Origin of the sequence: Streptomyces sp. MS06, assembly GCF_047200655.1 — a bacterium.
GTDB lineage: Bacteria > Actinomycetota > Actinomycetes > Streptomycetales > Streptomycetaceae > Streptomyces.
Genome location: NZ_JBJZOJ010000056.1, coordinates 1 through 24009, shown reverse-complemented (window position 1 = coordinate 24009; position 24009 = coordinate 1). Strand labels below are relative to the sequence as shown.

20 protein-coding genes and 1 pseudogene are annotated in these 24009 nt (G+C 74.5%); 10 read left to right on the top strand and 11 right to left on the bottom strand.

Annotated elements, in window-relative coordinates; translation table 11 throughout:
• Positions 1–32: 32 nt before the first annotated feature.
• Positions 33–1484: a hydrolase gene (locus tag ACL02U_RS25535; protein WP_412793307.1), complete on the bottom strand. Its 1452-nt coding sequence runs from the start codon at positions 1482–1484 to the stop codon at positions 33–35.
• A 357-nt stretch (positions 1485–1841) separates the two neighbouring features.
• Here ACL02U_RS25535 and ACL02U_RS25530 point away from each other — a divergent pair, with 357 nt between their 5' ends.
• Entirely contained in the window at positions 1842–2105 is a 264-nt protein-coding gene (locus ACL02U_RS25530) for a GlsB/YeaQ/YmgE family stress response membrane protein (protein WP_412793279.1), read from the top strand.
• Between the two features lie 352 nt (positions 2106–2457).
• Here ACL02U_RS25530 and ACL02U_RS25525 read toward each other — a convergent pair whose 3' ends face one another.
• The 3 genes from ACL02U_RS25525 to ACL02U_RS25515 form a co-directional block, all read right to left on the bottom strand.
• A complete protein-coding gene (locus ACL02U_RS25525) occupies positions 2458–3234 on the bottom strand; it encodes a GNAT family N-acetyltransferase (RefSeq protein WP_412793278.1) in 777 nt (258 codons plus the stop codon).
• A 307-nt stretch (positions 3235–3541) separates the two neighbouring features.
• On the bottom strand, positions 3542–4306 hold the full coding sequence (locus ACL02U_RS25520; RefSeq protein WP_412793277.1) for a chaplin: 765 nt from the start codon (positions 4304–4306) through the stop codon (positions 3542–3544).
• Positions 4303–4434, bottom strand: a complete 132-nt coding sequence (locus ACL02U_RS25515; RefSeq protein ID WP_412793276.1) for a hypothetical protein — start codon at positions 4432–4434, stop codon at positions 4303–4305. The genes ACL02U_RS25520 and ACL02U_RS25515 overlap by 4 nt, the downstream gene beginning before the upstream one ends.
• Before the next feature lie 132 nt (positions 4435–4566).
• On the opposite strand from ACL02U_RS25515, the gene ACL02U_RS25510 reads away from it, so the two are divergent.
• On the top strand, positions 4567–6180 hold the full coding sequence (locus ACL02U_RS25510) for an alpha/beta hydrolase (RefSeq protein ID WP_412793275.1): 1614 nt from the start codon (positions 4567–4569) through the stop codon (positions 6178–6180).
• 22 nt (positions 6181–6202) lie between these two features.
• Here the strand turns inward: ACL02U_RS25510 and ACL02U_RS25505 are convergent.
• Positions 6203–6469 (bottom strand): annotated as a pseudogene (locus ACL02U_RS25505) (alpha/beta fold hydrolase); the annotation flags it as partial.
• A gap of 356 nt (positions 6470–6825) precedes the next feature.
• Between ACL02U_RS25505 and ACL02U_RS25500 the strand changes: the two are divergent.
• The 4 genes from ACL02U_RS25500 to ACL02U_RS25485 all read left to right on the top strand — a co-directional run bounded on the left by ACL02U_RS25500 (position 6826) and on the right by ACL02U_RS25485 (position 11295).
• Positions 6826–7920, top strand: a complete 1095-nt coding sequence (locus ACL02U_RS25500; protein ID WP_412793274.1) for a chemotaxis protein — start codon at positions 6826–6828, stop codon at positions 7918–7920.
• Positions 7921–8292: 372 nt separating this feature from the next.
• Positions 8293–9318: a Gfo/Idh/MocA family protein gene (locus ACL02U_RS25495; protein ID WP_412793273.1), complete on the top strand. Its 1026-nt coding sequence runs from the start codon at positions 8293–8295 to the stop codon at positions 9316–9318.
• Between the two features lie 103 nt (positions 9319–9421).
• Positions 9422–9565 carry a hypothetical protein gene (locus ACL02U_RS25490; RefSeq protein ID WP_412793272.1) on the top strand — a complete coding sequence of 48 codons (144 nt, stop codon included), beginning with the start codon at positions 9422–9424 and terminating at the stop codon, positions 9563–9565.
• Between the two features lie 314 nt (positions 9566–9879).
• Positions 9880–11295 (top strand): PP2C family protein-serine/threonine phosphatase, encoded by a 1416-nt coding sequence (locus ACL02U_RS25485; RefSeq protein WP_412793271.1) that lies wholly within the window; start codon positions 9880–9882, stop codon positions 11293–11295.
• A gap of 148 nt (positions 11296–11443) precedes the next feature.
• On the opposite strand, the gene ACL02U_RS25480 is transcribed toward ACL02U_RS25485, so the two are convergent.
• Complete coding sequence (locus ACL02U_RS25480) at positions 11444–12946, bottom strand: hypothetical protein (RefSeq protein ID WP_412793270.1); 1503 nt, start codon at positions 12944–12946, stop codon at positions 11444–11446.
• Between the two features lie 246 nt (positions 12947–13192).
• Here ACL02U_RS25480 and ACL02U_RS25475 point away from each other — a divergent pair, with 246 nt between their 5' ends.
• A complete protein-coding gene (locus ACL02U_RS25475; RefSeq protein WP_412793269.1) occupies positions 13193–14332 on the top strand; it encodes an aminoglycoside phosphotransferase family protein in 1140 nt (379 codons plus the stop codon).
• Between the two features lie 326 nt (positions 14333–14658).
• Positions 14659–16653, top strand: coding sequence for an N-acetylmuramoyl-L-alanine amidase (locus ACL02U_RS25470; protein ID WP_412793268.1), 1995 nt, complete (start codon positions 14659–14661; stop codon positions 16651–16653).
• A 22-nt stretch (positions 16654–16675) separates the two neighbouring features.
• Here the strand turns inward: ACL02U_RS25470 and ACL02U_RS25465 are convergent, their stop codons facing one another.
• Both ACL02U_RS25465 and ACL02U_RS25460 read right to left on the bottom strand, forming a co-directional pair.
• The gene (locus ACL02U_RS25465) at positions 16676–17173 is read right to left on the bottom strand and encodes a hypothetical protein (protein WP_412793267.1); all 498 of its coding nucleotides are present in this window, start codon (positions 17171–17173) and stop codon (positions 16676–16678) included.
• A 436-nt stretch (positions 17174–17609) separates the two neighbouring features.
• Complete coding sequence (locus ACL02U_RS25460; protein ID WP_412793266.1) at positions 17610–17852, bottom strand: DUF397 domain-containing protein; 243 nt, start codon at positions 17850–17852, stop codon at positions 17610–17612.
• Positions 17853–18201: 349 nt separating this feature from the next.
• On the opposite strand from ACL02U_RS25460, the gene paaK reads away from it, so the two are divergent.
• Complete coding sequence (gene paaK, locus ACL02U_RS25455) at positions 18202–19500, top strand: phenylacetate--CoA ligase PaaK (RefSeq protein WP_412793265.1); 1299 nt, start codon at positions 18202–18204, stop codon at positions 19498–19500.
• A 145-nt stretch (positions 19501–19645) separates the two neighbouring features.
• Here the strand turns inward: paaK and ACL02U_RS25450 are convergent, their stop codons facing one another.
• The 3 genes from ACL02U_RS25450 to ACL02U_RS25440 form a co-directional block, all read right to left on the bottom strand.
• Complete coding sequence (locus ACL02U_RS25450) at positions 19646–21145, bottom strand: acyl-CoA synthetase (RefSeq protein ID WP_412793264.1); 1500 nt, start codon at positions 21143–21145, stop codon at positions 19646–19648.
• A gap of 157 nt (positions 21146–21302) precedes the next feature.
• A complete protein-coding gene (locus ACL02U_RS25445; protein ID WP_412793263.1) occupies positions 21303–22871 on the bottom strand; it encodes a phytoene desaturase family protein in 1569 nt (522 codons plus the stop codon).
• A gap of 168 nt (positions 22872–23039) precedes the next feature.
• Entirely contained in the window at positions 23040–23411 is a 372-nt protein-coding gene (locus ACL02U_RS25440; protein ID WP_412793262.1) for a ferredoxin, read from the bottom strand.
• 248 nt (positions 23412–23659) lie between these two features.
• Here ACL02U_RS25440 and ACL02U_RS25435 point away from each other — a divergent pair.
• Positions 23660–24009: DUF6479 family protein (locus tag ACL02U_RS25435; protein WP_412793261.1), on the top strand; the 350-nt coding region annotated here is incomplete at its 3' end.

The window sequence follows — 24009 nt, the reverse complement described above, 5'->3', positions numbered from 1 at the left end:
GACCGCCCCCCTCGGCGCGCTCCCCGGCCGGATCAGCCGACGTCGAGGGCGGTGTCGTCGATGACGAAGGAGGTCTGGAGCTTGGACCCCTCGGTGCCGGTGAACTTGAGGGTGACGGTCTGCCCCGCGTAGCCGCTCAGATCGAAGGTGTGCCGGGTGTAGCCGGACGACGCGTCCAGGTTGGAGTACGTGGCGAGGGTGGCGAGCACCGACCCGGAGCCGTTCAGGACCTGGACCCTGAGGGTGTCGTAGGCGGTGCTGGACGTGGTCTCGGCGGTGTCGATGTGCAGGTAGAGGCTCAGGGTCGCGGAGCAGCCGGACGGGATCGCCACGGACTGGGCGAGGGTGTCGGTGGTCGCGGTCCCGTAGCCGTCGAGCCACGCGTAGTAGGAGCCCGAGCGGGGGGACCGGCCCCCGGAGTCGGTGATCACACCGCTGGTGGCGCTCCAGTACGCGGCACCCGACTCGAAGCCCTGGTTGTCCAGCAGCTGCGCCGCGGTGCACGTGCCGGAGCCCCCGCCGCCGCTGCCCCCGCTGCCGCTCCCGCCGGAGAGCCATGCCGTGGCGTTCAGGGCGAGCGCGGCGTTGGTGGCGCTGGAGTCGTTCCAGCCGTCGTACAGGGTGTTGCCCGACTGGCCGGTACCGTCGTCGATGGGGGAGCTGTCCCCCCAGAAGGCGACCCGGCCGCTGCCGAAGGTACTGGTGGCGAAGAAGGCGCCGGAGTTGCCGGAGTATCCGGTGCGGTACACCAGGCCTGCGACGGAGGGGTTGTCGGCGGGCCTGAGGGTGGCGGTCGTGCCGCTGGCGATCAGGCTTCCGGTCACGGTGCCGAAGGGCCCGTGGAGTACCGGATCGGAGCTGTCGTCGACGGCGGCGGGGTGGTCGGAGCCGATGCTGAGCGAGTCGACGGAGAAGCCGAAGGGGTCGGTGGAGTCGACGCTGTTGTCGCTCATCAGGTCGTTGAGGATCTCGACCGCGTCCTCACCGTCGTTGTTGCGGTCGGCTCCGGTGTGGTCGGAGATCATGAACAGTCCGCCGCCGTCCTTGACGAAGTTCATGATCGCCGTCTTTTCGGCGCTGGTGAAGAGGGTGTTGGGTTCCGGCAGCACCAGGGTGTCGAACTGGGACAGGTCGGTGGCGGAGGAGCCCCCGTAGGTGAGGTGGGAGCCCGGGGGCAGCGTGTCGAGGCGGTAGTCACCGGTCTTCTGCAGGGCCACGCCCCAGGAGGACAGGGCTCCCGTCCAGTCCGTCTCGGCGGACGGGGACGCGTCCTGGCCGAGCGGGTCGGGCTGGCTGGTGGAGATGATCCAGTCGGCGTTGCCGACCGTCTCCGCGTGGGCGTTGTCGAACAGGACGCGGTGCGCGGTGGCCGCGTGCGCCTGCTGCGCCGGGGCGCCGATCTGGAACACGGCGCCCGCGGAGAGCCCGAGCGCCGTGAGGGCGGTGACCAGGGCACGCGGGCGTCTGCGCGCCGGACGGGATATGGGCGGCCCCCCGGCCGCGCCCTCCGCACCAGCTCCCTCCGCGCTCTCCGTTCCGGGTGCGCCCTGCGCTCCGGCCGTGCTTCCGGTTCCGGCTGTGGGGGGCCTGCGTGATCCGAGCATGCGGCGAACCTCCGAGTGGGTGGGGGGAGAGGTGGCGCGCGCGGCCGATTTCCGCGCGCGGACTGGCAGGTGAAGGAGCGTCACCCACGTTCTACCCGCGTCAACCTCTCGGGAAAGACCTCTGATGTGACGACGCGGTGAACAACGGACGCAGGGACGCCCCGCAAGCGGAAGGGACTGCACCACCGCCGAGTGGGCATCAGAATGGAAGCTGGAGTCACCCCAAGAAGGACACACATGGAGATCTCGGGCATCATCAGCGCCGTCGTCATCGGCGCCATCATCGGCATCCTGGGACGCCTGGTCGTCCCCGGCCGCCAGCGCATCGGAGTGCTGTGGACGATCCTGGTCGGCATCGTCGCCGCGCTGCTCGGGTCGGCGCTCGCCGGCGGCCTCGGTGTGGCCGACACCAAGGGAGTCGACTGGATCGAGTGGCTCATCCAGATCGGCCTCGCCGCGGCGGGCGTGGCGGCGCTGGACCGCAGCCGGGCCCGGCGCTGACCGGCCGGGCACGCCGCGGGACGCGGGGACGGCCCCCGTTCCGCGGAGTTCCCCCTCCTCCCACAGGCCCGCCGCCGCGGTTCACCACCGCGGCGACGGGCCTCGGCCTCGACCGCGCGCCCGTGCGGGAGAGGATCGGGCTCGCAGGAGGCTTCCCCCCACGCGGCGGTGTCGCCGCCGCGCACCCCACTTTCCCGTACCCGCCGGAAGGCGGACGGGGGCCGAACGGCCCGCATCGGCCGGGCCGCGGGTCCTTATCCCCGCCCCCCGGCTCCCTCCCGCCGCACACGCCCCGGAACGCACCCGGGTCGCACCCGAGCCAACGCCCCGAGGGCGCGCCCGCAGGCGCCGGTCACACCGGGCGGACGTACGGCGTCGTGGTCGTCAGCGGCTCGAAGCCGAGGCGCTCCAGCACGGGGCGGCTCAGGGCACCGGCGTCGACCTGGAGGCAGCGGTAGCCCCGCTCGGCGGCGATGCGCGCCCGGTGGGCGACGAGAGCCCGGTACAGTCCTCTGCCGCGCCAGGCCTCGACCGTGCCACCGCCCCACAGGCCGGCGAACCGCGTGCCGGGCGCGAGCTCCATGCGGGCGGAGGCCACCGGGACACCGGCGGCGAGAGCGACCACCGCGACGAGCGCGCCCGGATCGGCCGAGAGCCGTTCCAGGAGCCGCCTTCTCAGCCCGGAACCGTCCGAGCCGAACGCCTGCTCGTGCACCCGGACCACCAGGTCGACTCCACGGGGGTCGGTGACCGTCTGCACCCGGACGCCCTCGGGTAGTGCGACGCCCCGTGACACGTCCGCGGTGTCGGCGACCATGAGGGTCTCCTGCGCTTCCGCGCGGAACCCGGCCGCCGTCAGGCGCCGTCCGAGGTCGCAGGGGGCGTCGTGCCCGTAGACCTTCCACTCGAACTCGCGTCCCAGACCGGCGAAGTGGGCGATCTGCCCGGCGATGGCCGGGCCGGCACCGGCCGCGTCCAGACGGGACCACAGGACGCCGTTCCAGCCGTGCGCCGGCGCTGTCTGGCGGACCACGTCCCCCACCCGCTCCACCAGGGCGCCCGGGGAGTCCGGGCGGGCACCCTCACGCATCTCGCGGTCGTAGCGGGCGAGTACCGCATCGCGATCCACGGGTTCACCACATCACCGGCCGCCGCCTTCGGCAAGGAGATTTCGCCGGCGGCGGCCTGACGGTACGCCGGTCGGGCACCAGGCGGCACCCGTCCCTCCCGCCGGGTCTGCGGCGGGCCCGGCGCAGACCCGGCAGGTCTGCGGCGGGCCCGGCGCGGTGGCACGCCGGACGGACCGGCGGCCCGCCCGGCACACACCCCTCCGGCCGCGCGCCGACGGAACGGTCCCCGCGCCGGACGCGGGCCGACCGGGTGCCGCCGGCCGGCCGCGGGAGGGGTCCCGGCGGCCCTGCCGTGCGGGCCGGAACTCAGCCCTCCCGGCCCGGGCGGAAGCGCCGGTAGAGCACCGCTCCGCCGAGGATCAGGCCGATGCTCCCGAGGGCCGCGGGCAGGGTGGCGTCCGCGCCCGTGCTGGCGAGCGTGGCCACCGTCTCCCGCGGCGGGGCGGCGGGGGCGGGCCGGGCCCGGGGAGGTGCCTGCGGCGGCGCGGCGGGGTGCTCCGGCGCCGGCTCGGCGGGATGGCCGCCCTCGGCGTTCGTGGCACGGTTGCCCATGACGGGGTTGAGCAGGCCGCCCGCGTTCACCGTGTTGCCGCTGACGTTCAGCGGCGACTCGACCGGCAGGTGCACGGCGTTGCCGGACACCACGCCGGGCGCGTCCAGGGCGCTTCCGAGCGCCTGCGTCCCGCCGCGGGTGCGGCTTCCGCCGTGTGCGTGGGTGGCACCCCGCACGTCCGTGCCGCTCCTGGTGGCGCCGCCGCCGGCGCGGGTGCCGCTCCCTGCCGCGCTGCCGCCGTGCGCCGGCCCGGCGTGGCTGTCGCCGGTCGTGGCGCAGTCGTTGCCGAAGGCGGGGTTGAGGAGCCCCGCCAGGCTCACCGTGTTCCCGCACACGTTCGCGGGGATGTTCACCGGTAGCTGAACGGTGTTGCCGGAGACCACTCCCGGCGAGCCGACGGAGGTGGCGCCCGCGGTCGAGCCGTCGCCGGCCGCGAGCGCGGCGTGCACCGGCATCGCCGCCGTCAGCGCGCCGGAGGCGGCGACCGCGATCACGCCGATTCGGGTAACCCGTCTCATTGGTGCCCTGCCTTCCAGACCTGGACGCGGGCGTTCGCCCGCACCGGGTGAAACGCGGACGGATCGCAGCGGTTATGGCCGATCGCGCCGTCCACCCCATCGAGCGGCATCTCGACCGAAATCGTCACAAGAACACACGATCACGCAACGGCCACCGCGCCGGCCGGCGCCACCCGTCCGGAGGCGTGCCTCCGGAGGCCCACTTATGGTGAGCGAGGGCGCCGGTTCCGGTCCGCGACGGGGCGTCTCTGGAGGCACAGATGCTGGCCAAGCTGTCCACGCGGTCCGCGACGGGAGGCCGCTGCGCGCTGGCGGGAGCCGCCGGGCTCGCCCTGCTGGGCACCGGGCTGCTGCCCCCCGCCGCCGCTCCGCACCGGGAGTCCGCGCCCGGGCCCGGACTCACCCGTTTCTACCACCAGCGGGTGAGCTGGTCGGCGTGCAGGGGCGAGGAGGTGCCGAAGGACCTGCAGTGCGGGAAGGTCACCGTCCCGCTGGACTACGCCCACCCCGGCGCGGGCACGCTCGACCTGGCCCTGTCCCGGTACCGGGCGACGGGCCACCGGCGCGGCTCGGTGCTGTTGAACTTCGGCGGCCCGGGCGCTTCGGGCGTGAGCGAACTGGCCCTGGGCGGCAAGGACTTCATGGGCCTCACCGACGAGTACGACGTCGTGTCCTTCGACCCGCGCGGCGTCGGCCGCTCCGCGCCGGTCAGTTGCGGCGAGGACGAGGGCGCCGACGGCGTCTGGGAGACCGCGGAGGGCGGCACGGGGGTACTGGACGACCCCGGGACGGTGCTGCGCCGGCTGCGCGAGGCGGCAGCCGTCTGCGCCCGGCACTCCGGACCCGTTCTGCGCCACATGGGAACCGTGGACGCCGCGCGGGACCTGGACGTGATGCGCCAGGCGCTCGGCGACGACCGGCTCAACTACCTCGGCTTCTCCTACGGCACCCGGCTCGGCGCGGTGTACGCCGCCGAGTTCCCCGGGAAGGTGGGCCGGATGGCGCTGGACGGCGTGGACACCCTGACCGAGCCGCTCGCCGAGCAGGGCCTCGCGGCCGCGCAGGGTCAGCAGAGGGCGCTGGAGGACTTCGTCGACTGGTGCGCGCGGGACATCGCCTGCCCGCTGGGCCAGGACCCGCGGTCGGCGCGCGAGGAGGTCGTCCGGCTGGTCCGTTCTCTGGACGAGAACCCGGTGCCGACCGACCTCGGCGGTGCGTTCTCCGGCCAGGACCTGGTGGGCGCCATCGCCCAGGCCCTCTACAGCGAGGAGTTGTGGCCCTCCCTGGAGCGGGCGCTGTCCGACCTGGTCGGGGACGGGGACAGCAGCGGCCTGAGGGCGTTCACCTCGGGCGGCTACGCGCTGCCGCTGCGCGGCCGGGCCGGGAGCGGCACGGGCCACCGCCTGGTGGACGAGGAGGACATCCCCCGGGACAACCTCCCGGCGGCACTGATGGCCGTCGACTGCGCGGACGACCCCGACCGGCCCGGCGCCGCGAGGCTCACCCGCGACCTGGACCGGCTGCGCGCCGCGTACCAGCACGCCTCGCCGGTCTTCGGCGAGTACCGTCTCGCCCAGGTGCTGATGTGCTACGGCCGCCCCAGGGGGACCGACTTCATCCGGAAGAGGGTGAAGGACGTGGACACGGCCAGGATGCTGCTCGTCGGCACCCGCGGCGACCCGGCCACGCCCTACCGGTGGACGGTGGAGACGGCCGCTCGGCTCGGCTCGGCGGCGGTGGTGCTGGACAACCGGGGCGAGGGCCACACCGGATACGGCTCCTCCCGCTGCGTGCACCGCAAGGTCGACGCGTTCCTGCTGTACGGGGCGCTGCCACCGGACGGCAGTTCGTGCGGCGCCGAGGAGAAGAGGTGAGCACGGCGGGGGCCGGTGCCCGTCACCCGCCGGCGGCCGGGAAGCGGTCGAGCGCGGCGGTCGGTTCGGCCGGCCGCTCCAGCGGCAGTTCGTGGCCCGCGTCGATGATGCGCACCTCGGCGTCCGGACAGGCCTCGGCCATCCGCAGCATCTGCCGTGCCGGGAGCTGGACGTCGTGGCAACCGTGCACCAGCAGGGTGGGCACCCGGATCTCGCCGACCCGGTCCAGTACGTCGAACGCCCGCATGGCGCCGTACAGCGTCATGACCGCCTCGCGCGGGACGGCCGAGGTGCGGCGCCCTCGAACCGAGGCATGGGTGCCTCCTGGACAGCATCGATTACTGACCGGTAGCTTAGCCGGGCCACCTCCCGTCACGGCCGCCCCGGCACCACCGGCCCCGGCACCACCGGCCTCGCGCCACGGCCACCCCCGAGACACCGGCCCCCTCCCGCGCCCCTCCCCCAGCCGGGTGACGCCCTACCGGCGAGTACCGGCCCGGACGGCGCCTCCCCCGTCCCCGCCGGCCCGCCACGGGCCGAACCACCCGCACCCCCAGGGGCGTTGACCGCGCCGGGCGCCCCCGGAGCGAGCTCGGCCGACTAGCCCGAATGCCCGACGGACAAATCGGTCCTATGGTGCTGGATATGGAGCACGCACTCAGTCCCGCGACCCTCGCCGAACTGCGCCGTCCGCGCCCGTACCCGGCGGTGTCCGTGCTGACACCGACGCATCGCCGCGCGCCGCTGAACACCCAGGACCGGGTCCGGCTGCGCAATGCCGTGGCCCAGGCCAAGCGACGACTGGAGGCCGATCCCGCCGTGACCCGAGACCGCCGCGCCGACGTGGTGCGCGAGCTCGACCGGGCCCTGGCCGAGATCGACCTGGCCCACGCCGAGGACGGTCTGGCGATCTTCGCCGCGCCGGGCGAGCACCAGGTGTGGTCGCTGGCCCGGACCGTACCGGAGCGGGTGGTGCTGTCGGACACCTTCCTCACCCGCAACCTGGTCTCCGCGCAGGCCTCCGAACAGCCCTTCTGGGTGCTGTCGGTCTCCGCCGACCGCGTCACGCTGTGGAGCGGCGGCACCGACCGGGTCGCCGAACAGCACAGCGGCGGTTTCCCGCTGACCCGCGGCCGGGAGAACTTCGACGCCGAGCGGCGGGAGCGGATCGGCGACCAGCCGAGCACCTTCCGCGACGAGGGCACCCGCCAGTTCCTGCGCGAGGCGGACATCGCGATGACCGCCGTACTGCGCGACGACCCGCGGCCCGTGTACCTCACCGGGGAGCAGGCGGCCCTGTCCCTGCTGGAGGAGGCCGGCAGCGTCGCCAAGTGCGCGGTGCACGTGCCCCACGGCGGTCTGGCGCACTCCGGGCCGGAGGCGGTCTGGCAGGCGGTGCGACCGGCGCACCAGGCCGAGCTGGACAAGGGCACCGTCACCGTGGCCAGGGAACTGGAGGCGGCACGCGGCCACCGGACGTTCGCGGCCGGCGTGGACGAGGTCTGGCAGAGCGCCCAGGAGGGCCGGGTACGGCTGCTGGCCGTCGAGGAGAACTTCCGGACGATCGTCCGCGATATCGGCGGTCACCTGGAACCGGCGGGGGCCGACGACCTCGACGCCCGCCAGGACATCGTGGACGAGATCGTGGAGCAGTGCCTGGAGACCGGCGCCGAGGTCCGGTTCGTCCCCGACGGCACCCTGCTCGACTCGGCCGGGATCGCGGGAGTGCTGCGGTACTGAACCCTCGGGCGGCAGGGGCGGCATCCGGGCCTGCCGGCGACCATGACACGCTGGTGGCCGTGCAGTCGCCCGAGCCGCCCCTGCCCGCCGTGTGCGCGAACGCCCTCCACCGGGTCCGCGGGCCCGGTGCCGCGGCGCCGCCTACCACGCCCCGGGGGCGCGGTCCCGGTGGCACCGGCCGCCCGCAGGCGCGGCAGGCCGCGCCGCGGCACCGCCGGGACGGTCCGCCCGGGCCGCGGGACCGCCGGGCCCCGAACCGGCCCCGGCGGGAGGGGCCGGCACGGCGAGGCCGGAGCGGGCCGCGCCCGGGAGGCGGCGCGAGAGCCGTGCCGCCGGGTGCGGCGCCGGGGTTGGGGAAGGAGCCGACGGAACGTGACTGAACTGCTGGGTGTGGCCGTGCTGGGCGCGGGGCACATGGGAGCCGACCACGTGCGCCGACTGGACCGGGTGGTGAGCGGCGCACGGGTGGCCGCGGTGGCCGACCCGGACACCGGGCGCGCCAAGGAGGCCGCGGCGGGGATCGACGGCGTGCTGGTGCATGCGGAGGCGGAGGCCGCACTGGACGCGCCGGGTGTCGACGCGGTCCTGATCGCCTCGCCCGGCCCGGCACACGAGGCGGCCCTCCTCGCGGCCTTCGCGCGCGGGCTGCCGGTGCTGTGCGAGAAGCCGATGGTGCCGGACTCGGAAGGTGCGCTGCGGGTCGTCGAGGCGGAGGCCCGGTTCGGCCGGCGGCTGACCCAGGTCGGTTTCATGCGCCGCTACGACGCGGAGTACGTGAGGCTGAAGTCCGCTCTGGGCAGCGGGCGGCTGGGGCGCCCGCTGATGCTGCACTGCGTCCACCGCAACGTCGCCTCGCCGCCCGGTTTCTCCAGCGCCATGCTGGTGAACAGTTCGGTCTCGCACGAGATCGACGCCGCCCGCTGGCTGCTCGGCCAGGAATTGACCGCGGTGACCGTGCTGCGCCCGCGGTCCTCCGCCGGGGCGCCCCCGGGGCTGGAGGACCCGCAGTTCGTGCTCTTCGAGACCGAGGAGGGCGTCCTCGTCGACGTGGAGGCCTTCGTCAACTGCGGCTTCGGCTACCAGGTGCGCTGCGAGGCGGTGTGCGAGGCGGGCAGCGCCCGCATCGGCGAGGACCACGGGATGCTGGTCACCCGCGGCGGCGCCGCCCAGGAGGAGGTGCCGCAGGACTACCTGGTGCGGTTCGCCGACGCCTACGACCGCGAGGTGCAGGCCTGGGTGGACGCCGCCCGCCGGGGCCGGGTCACCGGCCCCGGCGCCTGGGACGGCTACGCGGCCTCCGCCGTCGCGGAGGCCGGGGTGCGGTCCCTCGCCGGGGCCGGCCGGGTGGCCGTAGAGCTCGCCCCGCGCCCGGATCTGTACGCCGAACCCGACCGCTGACGCGCGGTCACCCGTCCCGGGGCGAGCGGTCGTCCCGTCGAGACCGCTCGCCCGCCGGGACGGTCCGCTCATCCGCCGAGGAACCGCAATCGCCGCCCACCGAGTGGAGTTCGCGGCCTCCGACGGCTGGCGACAGGTCGGCCGGTTCGCCCTCGCCTGGGATGACCGGCAGCAGCAGCTCACCGACGGCAGCCGCCGTGCCGAACTGGTGAAGGCCCTCCGGGCGGCGACCGCCGACGCCTCGTGACAACGCGGGCCCCGAGCCCGTCGGCGCCACAGCCGACCTCGTAGTGCCGGGGTGCTTCCTCTTGACCATGCGTCAGAAGGGTTCTGGCGGTCCCCCCGGCTGTCACGCGCGCCTGAGGCCAAGGGGGTGGACCTGAGCCGTCGGGCGAGGTGCGGCGCACCTGCTCCACCTCCCACCCGGGGACTCTGGCATATGCCAGGAGCACCACCGTATCGGGTGTCGTCGAATCCCTTACACGGAGTCGCGGCCTGTGCCACAGTCGTAGCGGCCCTCCAGTCCGCCCCGGCCGTCTCGTTCTCGTATCGGAGTGCGTCATGCCGTCCCCTCTGTCCGCGGACCGCCCGTCCGCACAGCCGCCCGGACGCGGCTCGGTGGAGGCGTTGCTGTCGCAGGCGCGGCGGCTCAAGGGCGCGGTGGACGCCGTACGGCGGGAGGCGCAGGGCGAGGGCTCCGAACCGGAGCAGCGCTGGCAGCGCGCGTTGTACGAGCTGGCGCTCCACCAACTCGACCACCTCGACTCCCATCTGGCCGAACTCCGGGACGGTCCGCTGCCCGGGCCCGAACCGGAGTCCTCGGCGCCCGCGCCCGGGCAGGAACCCGGGTCGCTGCTGAGCCGCGTCGGCACCGCCGAGTGGAACTTATTGACGGACGAGGCGAGCTGGTCCGCCGAGCTGTACCGGATCCTCGGCCACGACCCGGCCCTTCCCCCGCTCACCCTGGACGAACTGCCCTCCCTGGTACTGGAGGAGGACCGGCCGCGGCTGACCGCCACGGTCACCGACTGCCTGATCGACGGCAGACCCATCGACGGCGAGTTCCGGATCCTGCTCCCGGACGGGACCCGGCGCACCCTGCACATGATGGGCGAACCGGTCCTCGGCGCCGACGGGGGCACCGCATCGATGTGGGCCGTGCTGCGCGACGTGAGCGAGCTGCGGCGCAGCCGGCAGGCGGTGGCCGAGACCCGGGACTCGCTGCGGCACCAGCGGGACCGCGCGCGGACCGAGCACCGGGTGGCGGTCGAACTTCAGGAGGCCGTCCTCCCCGCGCGGCACGGCTCGCTGCGGCTCCCCCGCGACGGCCGGGGCGTACTGGACCTCGCCGCCCACTGCCTGCCCGCCACGGCCGGAGCGGCCGTCGGCGGGAACTGGTACGACGTGCTCGACCTGCCCGGCGGCGACACCCTGCTGAGCGTGGGGGACCTCGCCGGACACGGCCCCGAGGCGGCCTCCGGCACGGCGATGCTGCTGGGCGCACTGCGCGGCATCGCCCTGGCCGACCAGGCGCCCGGCCGGCTGATGACCCTGCTCAACCGCTTGCTGGACGCCACCGCCCAGCCGGCGCTGGGCAGCGCCCTGTGCTGCCGCTACCGGCCCGGCACCCGCACCCTGGAGTGGGCGCAGGCCGGACATCCCGCACCGCTGCTGTACCGGGACGGGACGGGGCGCCGGTTGCGGGCACCCGACGGTGTCCTGCTCGGCGCACCGCCGGGCCCCGCCTACGGGCAGGCCGAGGACGAGCTGCGGGCGGGCGACCTGCTGCTCCTGCACACCGACGGCCTGGTTCCGCAGCACGGTGGCACCGCGACCGGGACCGGCCTGCTCGACCTGGCCGACCGCTTCCGGCAGCCCCGCAGCGCCGAGGACTGCGTGCGGGCGGTCGTGGACGAGTTCGGTACCGCCGTGCGCACCGAGAGCGCCTGCGTGCTCGTCGCCCGGGTGGTGTCCTAGCCCGGCCCGGTTGGAGTCGTCGCCCGGGTGGCGTCGGCGTCCGAGGATGCCGCCGTCCGGCTCGCCTGACGGCCCTCGGGGGCGCGGGCGAGTCCCCTGCCCGCCCGAGCGTGCGGTACGCCCGGCGCCTGACGCGGGGGCGGCGGGTCTACGCCCGCGCGCTGCCTCCGCCGCCGGACCTGCGGGACTGGCCTTTCGGCAGGGCCAGCCTGATCTCCTCGCGCAGCTCCTGGATCCTGGGGTAGCCCGCGTACTCGGCGGTGAGCCGGTACATCTGGCGCAGCCGGTCCCAGGTCCGGCGGGAGGAGTTCGAGCCCATCGACATCAGCGCCAGCCGCGCGTACCGGTCGGCCTGTTCGGGATCGTCCGCGAGGAAGCAGGCCGACGCCATGGACAGATGGTCGAAGATCTTCGACCGCTCGCGTCCGTCGACGCGCAGCGCCAGCGCCTTCTCCGCGTAGTACTGGGCGTGCACCGCCGCTCCCGGTTCGTGCTCGGCGAGCGTGCGGTAGGCCAGGGCCTGCATGCCGTACAGGTCCTCGTCCTTGAAGGTCTGCATCCAGTCCGGCGGCCGCAGATCGGTCCGGTCGGAGACGAAGAGGTCCTCCGCCCGGCCGAGGGTGCGGCGCATCGCCTGCCCCTTTCCCATCGAGGCCTGCGCCCAGGCCTCGATGGTGTGGAACATCGCCCGGGTGCGGGGCAGCACCTGCTCCCCCGAACCGGAGTGGGCGAGCTTCATCAGTTCGAGGGCGTCGTCGGGCCGTCCCAGGTGCACCATCTGGCGGGCCGCCCGGGACAGGGCCTCGCCGGCCCGCGGCCGGTCGCCGCCCTCCCGGGCCGCGTGCGCGGCGATGACGAAGTACTTCTGCGCCGTGGGCTCCAGGCCGACGTCGTGCGACATCCAGCCCGCGAGGACCGCGAGGTTGGCGGCGACGCCCCACAGGCGCCGCTGCAGCTGGGGTGGGTGGTGGTAGGCGAGGATGCCGCCGACCTCGTTGAGCTGTCCCACCACCGCCTTTCGCTGCAGCCCGCCGCCGCGGGCCGCGTCCCAGGCCCGGAACACCTCCACCGAGCGTTCCAGTTCCTCGATCTCCTGCGTCCCGATGGGGGCGGCCTCGTAGCGGTCGAACCCGGCGGGGTCGGCGGGCAGGAGTTGATCGACGACGGGAGCGTCGGCGGAGAGGGTCGGATCGGTGTGCAGCCAGTCGTACATGGCACCGCTGAGTGCGGATCCCGCGGCGAGCGCGGCACCCGCGCCCACCAAGCCGCGTCGGTTGAGCATGAGGTCCATTCCCGTGAATTCGGTGAGGACCGCGGCGGTCCGCTCGGGCGCCCACGGCACACCGTCGGGATGCTCCGCGCTCCCGCCGCCCTGCCGTCTCCCCGCGCGCCCGTGCCGGACCAGACCGAGGTCCTCGATGGTCACGACACGGCCGAGACGCTCGGTGAACAGCGCTGCCAGCACCCGCGGTACCGGATCGCGCGGGATCTCTCCCGTGTCGATCCACCGCCGCACCCGCGAGGTGTCGGTCGCCAGCTGGGGGTGGCCCATGGCCGCCGCCTGCTTGTTGACCATCCTCGCGAGTTCGCCCTTGGACCAGCCGGCCAGGCCGAACAGGTCCGCCAGGCGGGTGTTGGGTTGTCCGCTCACGTCAAGCCCCCAGGTTCTCGGCTGAGTTGACAGTAGACCCGGGAGAAGTGCCGGGCGACTATTCGCCAGGGTTCGCCAGGGTCCGCCAGATGGTGTGCCACGGGCACCCGGGTGTCAGGTAGGAATGCGTCACCCCGACCCGGCCGCCGTTCGGAACGGCGGTCGCACTCCCCAGGGTGTTACCCCCTGCGGCCGGGTCCGGGCAGCGCGTTGACACAGCAGGCACACGAAGGGATCTGTCCGGTCATGTACGCAGCATCGTCCTCCGTGTCCGCCCCGCCCCGGCCCGTGCGTCCCCGCCCGGCGGGCACCGGCCCCTACCTGGACCCCGGTCGGCCCACGGCCCCCGGGCTCGGGGCGGGCCGGAACCGGCGCCCCGCCGGGCCCGGAGCCCTGCCGCTCAGCGGAAGGCTCGACCTGTCCGGCCCCCAGGGCACCCAACTGCGCACGGCGATCGCCTCGGTGCACCGGATCTGCCCGGAGTTCACTCCGGTGCAGGTGCTGCGTCGCAGCGGGCGCTCCGTGCTCCTGGTCGGCACGACGGGACGCAGCACGGCCGTCGCCAAGTGCTTACTGGACCACTCCCCGGTGTGGGCGGAGCGGTACCGGCAGGAGATAGCGGCGTACCGGACCTTCGTCCGGCACCGCCCGCCGGTACGGGTGCCCCGCCTGGTGGCGGCCGACCCGGACAACGGAACGCTGGTCGTGGAGCGTTCGCCCGGCCGGGTGGCGGCCCTGCACCGCCACCCTCTGGAGGCCCCGCCGCGCGCGGACCTGCGGGCGGCGCTCGCCGCGATCTGCCGGCTGAACACCTGGCGGCCGCCGGCGGGGACGTTCGACGCACCACTGGACTACGCGGCGCGCATCTCCCGCTACCACGAGCTGGGGCTGCTCACCGACCGGGACCTGGGCGACCTGCAGAAACTGCTGCGCGGCATCGCGCACGCGGCGGGCCGCGGCGGCATGGGGCAGTTCTGCCACGGCGACGCCCTGCTGTCGAACGTGCTGCTGTCACCCGCCGGCCCCGTGCTCGTCGACTGGGAGCACGCCGGCTGGTACCTGCCCGGATACGACCTGGCGACGCTGTGGACGGTGCTCGGGGACGCCCCCGCGGCCCGCCGGCAGATCAGCCAGCTCGCGCAGGCCTCGGGTCCCTCCGCCCGGGACGCCTTCCTGGTGAACCTGATGCTCGTCCTCACCCGGGAGATCCGCACCTACGAGACGGCCGTGCAGCGTTCGATGCACGACGCGGCTCCGGCGGCTGCCGGGCCGGCCCATCCGGGTGCCGTGCCGTCCGGGGAGGAGCAGCGGCTGCTGCTGCGGCGGCTGCACGACGACTGCCAGCTGGCCCGCAAGGCGGTGCGTGCGGCGGTCGGCACCCGCTGAAGGACTGAAGGCGGGGGACGCGGAGGGCCTGAAGGGCTGAAGGCGGGGGACGCGGAGGGCGGGGAACGGACACGGAGGACGGGATGGCCCGCGGTACGCCGGACACGGCGCGCCGCGGGCTTTTCGCTGCGCGCAAGCCCCCATTGGTGTAGTCCGCTGACGCGCCGCAGGCGGGGACACTGCCGTCGCGAAACTCGCCCATCCCGGCGTTGACATGGGAAATCGCCTTGGTGAAGGCATGATTGACGGATCGTCGGCCAGCCGATACCACTGACCGGGTTCGGCCCCGCACGCCCCGCCACGCCCCACCGTCCCAGGAGGCTGCATTGCGAGGATCCGCCATCGTTCCCCCGTCCGCACCGCGCCGCAGACCCGCCCGCCGGGCCGCCGGGGCCCTCGCGACGGCGGCCCTGCTGCTTCCGCTGCTCGGCGCGGCCCCCGCCCCCGCCGCCGCGCAGGCCTCCCCCGCTGCCGGCGCATCGGCGGCGGGCGGCCTCCAGCGGGCTTTCGCCACCGCCGCGGCCCGCTACCACGTGCCCCTCAGCGTGCTGCTGGGCGTCTCCTACCTGCAGTCGCGCTGGGACGCGCACGCGGGTGCGCCCAGTGTGACCGGCGGCTACGGCCCGATGCACCTCACCGACGCGCGCACCGCGCTGGCGACCGCGGCGCACCACGGCCAGGGCGGCGCGGAGGACGCCCGCGGCGACGACGCCCGCCCCGCCCTGCACCCGGCGGCGGTCCCCTCCCCCACCGTGCGGCTCCCGGCGCGGCTGCGGACCCTGCCGAGGGCTGCGCGGCTGACCGGGCTCACGGCACGGGAGCTGCAGACCGACCCGGGGGCCAACGTGGCCGGCGGCGCCGCCCTGCTGGCGGACGCTCAGCGAGAACTCGGTGAGCCGCTCAGCGACGACCCGGCCGAATGGTACGGGGCGGTGGCCCGCTTCTCCGGCGCGGACGACACCGCGACCGCGTCGGCGTACGCGAACGACGTGTACGACGTGCTGCGGACCGGTGAGGAGCGCACCACGGACTCGGGGCAGCGGATCGCTTTGGCCGCCCGGCCCGGTCTCGCACCCGACAGGGCGCAGCTCGCCCGCGCCGGGCTGCGCACCGCCGACGCCGCAGACACCGAGTGCCCGAGGTCGGTCGCCTGCGAGTGGGTCCCGGCGCCGTACGAGGAGTTCGGCGACGGCGACTACGGCAACCACGACGTGGGCGACCGCCCGTCCTCCCAGCGCATCCGGTACATCGTCATCCACGACACCGAGGGCACCTGGGACGGTGTCCTGAACCTGGTGCAGGACCCGACGTACGTGTCGTGGAACTACACGCTGCGCTCCACCGACGGCCATGTCGCCCAGCACGTGAAGGCCGAAAACGTGGCCTGGCACGCGGGCAACTGGTACGTCAACGCGGAGTCGATCGGCCTGGAGCACGAAGGCTTCCTGGCGAACCCGGACGCCTGGTACACGGAGGCGATGTACCGCTCCTCGGCCCGCCTGGTCCGGTATCTGGCCGCGAAGTACGGCATCCCGCTGGACCGGCAGCACATCCTGGGCCACGAGAACGTACCGGCTCCGCTGTCCGCGTACATCCCCGGCATGCACACCGACCCCGGCCCCTACTGGGACTGGCGGCACTACTTCGCGCTGCTGGGCCATCCGCTGCACCGCACCGCGGGTCGAGGCGGCGGCCTGGTGACGATCCTGCCGGAGTACTCGGCCAACCGGCCGGTGTTCACGGGCTGCACCGCGCCGGGCGAGCCGTGCGCGGCGCACGGCTCCGGCGCGGTGCGGCTGTACTCGGACCACGACGAGAACTCCCCGCTGATCGAGGACATCGGCATCGGCACCGCTCCGACGACGGACGTGAACGACGTGTCCTCGCGGGTGTCGACCGGCCAGCAGTACGCCGTCGCCGACCGGTGGGGTGACTGGACGGCGATCTGGTACCTCGGGCAGAAGGCCTGGTTCCGCAACCCCGGCGGGCAGCCCACGGCGGTGCCCGCGGCGGGCCTGGTGGTGACACCGAAGGCGGGTGCCGACAGCGTCCCGGTGTACGGCCGCGCCTATCCCGAGGCGTCGGCGTATCCCGCGGGCGTACCGGCCCGGTCGGTGTCCCCGCTGCCGTACCGGCTGCCGGCCGGTCAGAGGTATGTGGTCGGCGACCGCGTGCCGGGCGAGTACTACTACGCGGTCACCTTCACCAGGGACTCGCACCGGGTCGTGGTGGGCAAGGACCTCTACTACGAGATCCAGTTCGGCCACCGGGTGGCCTTCGTCCGCGCGGCCGACGTGCGGCTGCTGCCGTCGACGACCTGACGTCCCGTCGCCCGGGCCCCGCTCAGCCCTGCTGGAACAGTTCCGCCGGGAGCGGTTTCAGCAGGGCGTACAGGTCGTCGGTGATGGGCCGGTCCCAGGCGGCGATGGTGACCAGCACGTTGTCGCTGCGGTCGAACTGCACGCAGGAGACGCGGGACTCGGAAAGCTTCAGCCGGCGCACCACGAGGAGGTTGTCGCCCTGCATGACCGGCACGTCCTCGGCGCCGACGACGGTCACCTCCTCGTCGTTCTCCAGTGCCAGCAGCAGTTGCGCCACCTCGAAGGGGATCTCGTCCTCGTCGGTCTCGCGGGCCGGGGAGCCCTCCGGCAGATTGCCGATGATCATCGCGGGTCCGCGTCCGCCGAACAGGTCGTAGCGCAGGAAGACACCCTGGCAGGTGCCGTCGGGCGCGGGCAGCAGTCCGGCGCCGAGGTTCCCGGGCCAGTCGCCCGGGTCCATGGCCAGTACGTCGAAGTCGGGCCCTGCGGGAGTGGCGCTGCGGCGGCGGAGGAACGACATGCGGCCATGGTACGTGCACGAGCGCGGTCGACGGCGAGCGGGCGGAACGGGTCGACGCGGGCCCGCACGGGTCTTCGCGGCCGGCGGTCGGGACGCCGTCCGGGGGCCGCCGACCCGCCGACGCGGGTCCCCGCGACCGAGGGACACGACCGGCTCGGGGACCTCGCGACCGGGACGCGGCACGATGTCCACGGGGCACCCGGCATCCCGCGCGGCGGCCGGGCCGACGGAGCCGAGCAGCAGGCCGGCGAGACCGCCGCGCCCGCGCGAACCCGGCACCGGCAGGTGCGCCTGGTCACGGTCCCCTGAGCTCCGGATCGGGTCCTGGTGCTCCCGGGGCCGGGCCGTCCCGCCGGCGGCGCCGGAGCGGTGCTCCCCGCCCGTGTGTCCGGAATGCGGGACCCGACACGCACGCCCGGTCCGGTGGTCGGTGTCCTCAGGTCAGGTCGAACTCGCCTTCCCGGGCACCGGACACGAACGCGCCCCATTCGGCGGGGGTGAAGATCAGGGAAGGGCTCTCGGGGCGGTCGCTGTTGCGCATCGCGATGAACCCTTCGACGAAGGCGATCTGGACGTCTCCCAGCCCTCGGCTGCTGGACTGCCAGTCGGCGTTGCTCAGATCCAGTTCCGGCTTGTCCCAGCCCGTGAGCGGCTGCTGCTGGATGGTGCTCTCGGCCACGTCCGTGCTCCTCCCGATTGCGTCGTCCGCGGGCCAGACTATCGATCGCGGACCCGTGACGGACAGGCCGTGTGAGTGCCAATCGGGCGGGAGGTCCGCCGGGTTGTCGGGCTCTGCGGCACCGGCGGCGCGCCGGCCGGTCAGGGGGCGGTGCCGTCGCAGGGTGGGCGCGCGTGCGGTGATCCTGGTCCGGTCGCCCGCCGGTACGCAACACGATTGCCGCGGGAGGTCGGGGAAAGTGCACGCCGGACCCTTGCACCGGGCGCGGCGGCCTGGATTACTGATCCCCGGGCAAGACGACCGAATGATCGGTCGACCGGATGGCCGCGGTCGGCGAGGGAGAGGCACCATGGCGGATGTGAGGACGGACCTGTTCGACGCGGGCGAGCGGCTGGACGCCGCCGCCCTGCGCGCACTGCAGCTGGAGCGGCTGCAGGCCTCGCTGCGGCACGCGTACGAGCACGTGCCGTTCTACCGGCAGTCCTTCGACCGGGCCGGCGTGCACCCCGACGACTGCCGCGCCCTGGCCGACCTGGCCCGCTTCCCCTTCACCGGCAAGGCCGACCTGCGCGAGAACTACCCGTACGGCATGTTCGCCGTGGACCGGGAGCGGGTGCGCCGCGTGCACGCCTCCAGCGGGACCACGGGCCGCCCCACCGTGGTCGGGTACACCGACGCCGACCTGTCCCTCTGGGCGGACATGGTGGCGCGGTCCCTCCGGGCGGCCGGCGGGCGGCCCGGCGACACGGTGCACATCGCCTACGGCTACGGCCTCTTCACCGGAGGCCTGGGCGCCCACTACGGCGCCGAGCGGCTCGGCTGCACGGTCGTCCCGGCGTCCGGCGGGATGACCGCTCGCCAGGTGCAGCTGATCAGGGACCTGGAGCCGCGGGTCATCATGGTGACGCCCTCGTACATGCTGACGCTGCTGGACGAGTTCGAACGCCAGGGGGTGGACCCGCGCGGCACCTCGCTCGAGGTCGGGGTGTTCGGGGCGGAGCCGTGGACCGAGGAGATGCGGCGCGAGATCGAGGAGCGTTTCGGCATCGACGCCGTCGACATCTACGGGCTGTCGGAGGTGATCGGGCCGGGCGTCGCCCAGGAGTGCGTGGAGACCAAGGACGGGCTGCACGTCTGGGAGGACCACTTCTATCCGGAGGTCGTCGACCCGTTCACCGGGGAGGTGCTGCCGGAGGGCGAGGAAGGGGAACTGGTGTTCACCTCGCTCACCAAGGAGGCCATGCCGGTGATCCGGTACCGGACCCGGGACCTCACCCGGCTGCTGCCGGGCACCGCCCGCGTCTTCCGCCGGATGCAGAAGGTCACCGGCCGCAGCGACGACATGGTGATCCTGCGCGGGGTGAACCTCTTCCCCACGCAGATCGAGGAGATCGTGCTGCGTACCCCGGGCGTCGCGCCGCACTTCCAGCTGCGCCTGACGCGCGAGGGGCGGCTGGACTCCCTCACGGTGCGTGCCGAGGCGCGACCGGACGCGGGCCCGGAGGCCCGCGAGGCGGCGGCCCGTGCCGTCGCCGCGGCGGTGAAGGACGGGATCGGGGTGTCGGTCGCGGTCGAGATCGTCGACCCCGAGACGCTGGAGCGGTCGGTGGGGAAGCTGCGGCGGATCGTCGACCTGCGCTCGCGCTGAGGGCGGGGCCGCGGCCCCGCGGTCCGTCCCGCCCGGCGGGCGGATCCGGGCGCCCCGCCCGCCACCCGCCGTCGGCCCGGCCGCCGCCCGGCGCAGCTCGGCGCGGCGGGCGGCAGCCGGGCCGACGGCGTCGCGGTCCGCGCGGTCAGCCGTCGCCGAGTCGCTCCCGCAACTGCCGCTTGAGGATCTTGCCGCTGGCGTTCCGCGGCAGGTCCTCGACGAAGACCACCCGCTTCGGGGCCTTGAAGGCGGGCAGTCTCGCGCGGACGTGGGCGACGAGGTCCTCCTGCGACACCTCGCCGCGCGGAACGACGACCGCGGTGATCGCCTCGATCCACTTCTCGTCCGGCAGGCCGACGACGGCGGCCTCGGCGACCCGCTCGTGCGTGTACAGCGCGTCCTCGACCTGGCGGGAGGCGACCAGGACACCGCCCGAGTTGATGACGTCCTTCACCCGGTCGACGATCGTGAAGTAGCCCTCGGCGTCCCGCACCGCGAGGTCCCCGGAGCGGAACCAGCCGTCGCGGAACGCCTCCGCGGTCTCCTCCGGCTTGTCCCAGTAGCCCTCGCACAACTGGGGCGAGCGGTAGACGATCTCGCCGGGTGTGCCGTCCGGCACGTCCTTTCCGGCCTCGTCGACGACCCTGGCGTCCACGAACAGCACCGGCCGCCCGCACGAGTCCATCCGGCCCTCGTGCTCGGCGGGACCGAGGACGGTCGCCAGGGGGCCGATCTCGCTCTGCCCGAAGCAGTTGTAGAAGGCCAGCTCCGGCAGGTGCGCGCGGAGCCGCTCCAGCACCGGGACCGGCATGATCGACGCACCGTAGTAGGCCTTGCGGAGGCCGCCGAGGTCGCGGGTGGCGAAGTCCGGCCGGCCCGCGAGGCCGATCCAGACGGTGGGCGGGGCGAACAGGCTGTCGACGCGGCCCGCCTCGATCAGGTCGAACAGGGTTGCGCCGTCGGGTGCGTCGAGGACGGTGTTGGTGGCGCCGACGGCGAGGTACGGCAGCAGGAAGACGTGCATCTGCGCCGAGTGGTACAGCGGCAGGGCGTGGGCCGGGCGGTCGCCCGCGCTCAGGTCCAGGGCGGTGATGGCGCTCAGGTACTCGTGCACCAGGGCGCGGTGGGTCATCACGGCGCCCTTCGGCCGGGCCGTCGTACCGGACGTGTACAGCAGTTGCACCACGTCCTCCGAGCCGGGCTCGTCGCCGTCGTACGGCACCGCCGACGGCAGCCGCGCCAGCAGGGAGGAGTCGGCGTCGCGCAGCGGCAGGACGCGCACGCCGTCCGGGAGGCGGGCGGCGAGATCCGGGTCGGCGAGGACGAGGGAGCTGCCCGACTGGTCCAGCAGGTAGGCGAGGTCGCCACCGGTGAGGTTCTGGTTGACCGGCACGTGGACGAGGCCCGCCCGGGCGCAGCCCAGGAACGCGATGAGGTAGGCGTCGGAGTTGTGGCCGTAGGCCGCGACCCGGTCGCCCGGGGCGAGCCGCTGCGCCCGCAGGACGCTCGCGGCGCGCGAGACGGCGTCGTCCAGTTCCTCGTACGTCCAGCGGCGGTCGCCGTACTCGACGGCGACGCGTGCCGGGGTGCGGCGGGCGCTGCGGCGCAGCACCCCGTCCACCGTGCTCCCGTGTCCAGGCGTCATGGCACCCGATGCTCGGGCCGCCGCCGCGGCAGGTCAAGCACCCGTACGGCGGTCGTACCGACCGGGGGCGCCACGGCAGGCGGCCTGCGCCGGGCCGAGGCGGTCCGGTCCGGGCCGCGGCGCACGGTGGCTCCCGTCCCGCGGCGCGGACCCGCCCTCACACCTCCGGCCGCTCCAGCACCGCCATCGCCGCGTTGTGGCCGGGCACCCCGCTCACCCCGCCGCCGCGCACGGCACCCGCGCCGCAGAGCAGCACGTTGGCGTGCCGGGTCTCCACGCCCCAGCGTCCGGTGCCGTCCTGGGCGTGGGGCCAGGAGAGCTCCCGGTGGAAGATGTTGCCGCCGGGCAGCCTCAGGTCCCGTTCCAGGTCGAGGGGGGACCTGGCCTCGATGCAGGGACGTCCGTCCGCGTCGGTCGCCAGGCAGTCCGCGAGCGGCTCGGCGAGGTGGGCGTCGAGCTGGGCGAGGGTGGAGGCCAGCAGTTCCTCCCGTACCGCCTCGTTGTCGGAGGCGAAGATCCGCGCCGGGGCGTGCAGTCCGAAGAGGGTCAGCGTGTGGTGGCCGCGTTCGGCCAGGTCGGGGCCGAGGATCGTCGGGTCGGTGAGAGAGTGGCAGTAGATCTCCGAGGGCGGCGCGCTCGGCGGCGCACCCGCGGCGGCCTGTGCGTAGGCGGCGGCGAGCTGTTCGTAGCCCTCGGCGATGTGGAAGGTGCCGGCGAACGCCTCGCGCGGGTCGACGTCGGGATCGCGCAGCCGGGGCAGCCGTTCGAGCAGCATGTTCACCTTCAGCTGGGCGCCCTCCGCCGCGGGGGGCGGGGCGTCGCCGGTCAGCGCGGCCAGCTGCTGCGGGGAGGCTCCGACCAGGACGTGCCGGGCGGCGGCGACGCCCTCGCCGTCGGCCGTCCGCCAGGTCACCTCGGCCTGCCGGCCGTCGGTGTCGATGCGGACCGCCTCGTGGCCGGTGGCGATGTCGGCGCCCGCCGCGCGGGCGGCGGCGGCCAGGGCGTCGGTCAGCGCGCCCATACCGCCCACCGGCACGTCCCAGGCGCCGGTACCGCCCCCGATCACGTGGTAGAGGAAGCAGCGGTTCTGTCTGAGGGACGGGTCGTGCGCGTCGGCGAAGGTCCCGATGAGGGCGTCGGTCAGGACCACGCCGCGCACCAGGTCGTCGGCGAAGCGCTCCTCGATCGCGGCGCCGATGGGTTCCTCGAACAGCGTGCGCCAGGCCTCCTCGTCGTCCAGCCGGCGGCGCAGCTCCGCTCGCCCGGGCAGGGGCTCGGTCAGGGTCGGGAACACCCGTTCGGCGACCCGGCCGGTCATGGCGTAGAAGCGCCGCCAGGCCTCGTACTCGCGCCCGCCCCCGGTCAGCCGGGCGAAGGCCTCCCGGGTGCGTCTCTCGCCTCCGCCGACCAGCAGCCCCGTCACGCGGCCGGCGCGCCGCACGGGCGTGTAGGAGGAGACGGTGCGGGTGCGGACCCGGAAGTCGAGGCCGAGGTCCCGGACGATCTTCTTCGGCAACAGGCTGACCAGGTAGGAGTAGCGCGAGAGGCGGGCGTCGACGCCGGCGAACGGCCGGGTGGAGACCGCGGCTCCACCGGTGTGGTCCAGCCGCTCGAGCAACAGCACGGAGCGCCCGGCGCGGGCCAGGTAGGCCGCGGCCACCAGGCCGTTGTGGCCCCCGCCCACGACGACGGTGTCATAGCTTCGGTGCGGTCCGGGTGCGGTCATGATTCTTGGTAGCACGGCGCGATCGGCGTCGGCCAGGTGGCGGCCCCGTGCGCCGGCCCGGCACGCCGCGCGGCGAACGGCTCGCCTTCCCGCTCGTCGCCGCCTCGGCGGGCGGGCGCCGCGGCGGACACCCGGGGGTGCGGGCCGCGGGGGCGCACGCCCCCGCGTTCAGGTGAGCGTGTCCAGGAAGGCGGTGCAGGCGCGGGCGCAGTCCCGGCATGCGCGCCCGGCCTCCCCGGCGCCGGGCAGCCGGTCGAAGGCCTGTGCGGACTCCAGGCAGATCGTGCGGCACCACTCGACCTGGAGGCGCAGCCCGGCCTCGTCGGCGCTGTTCTGGTCCGAGAGCACGCGGCAGGTCGCGTCGCAGACCTCGGCGCACATGATGCCCTTGCGGCGGGCGCGCTCCTGTTCCTCCGCGCCTCCGGGCTCCACCAGGCTCGCGCGCAGTGCGCAGGCGTGGGCGCACTCGGTGCAGGCCTGCGCGCAGGCGAAGCGGTCCTCGAGGAACCGGATGAGCTCCTGCCGGGTAGTCGACGTCACGCTTGCGCGGGTAGCCGGTGTCGCGGAACGCCAAACCCCGCGGAGCGCCGCACTCCTCGCGTCCCCGCACCGGCCCTGCGGGGCCGGGCGTCCGGCCGCCCCGCCGGTCCGCCGCCACCTACGCGTTGGTCGACGCGATCGGCAGGGCGAAGGTCGACGCGATCGGCAGGGCGAACCGGTCCGGGACGCGGGAATCCCGCGGGCACCGACCGGGGTAGACATGTCGTTTTCATGGGTATTGAGGTGATATGACTACCTCAGCGATAGAGATGGCCGCAAGCGGTGCACTCACCATCGGTCCGTTCATCGTGGGACTCGGCGTTCTGGTGCTGCTGCTCGGCGGCTTCTGGCTGGGTGACCGCATCAGGAGCCGCGAATCGGCCCCTCCCAAGCCGGAGGAGCAACCGCACCTGCCTCCGGAGGGCGCGGTGCACGGAATCGAGGAGGCCCGTGAGCCGGAGGAGGTGCCGAACGACGGACGCCGCCGCATGCCGTACGAGTTCGGCAACCTGGGCACCCGGCCCGGCGACCCCGACCAGCCCCACGAGCGCCCGCGCTGGAGCAAGGGCAGCAGCGGCTCCTTCGGCGGAGGCGGACT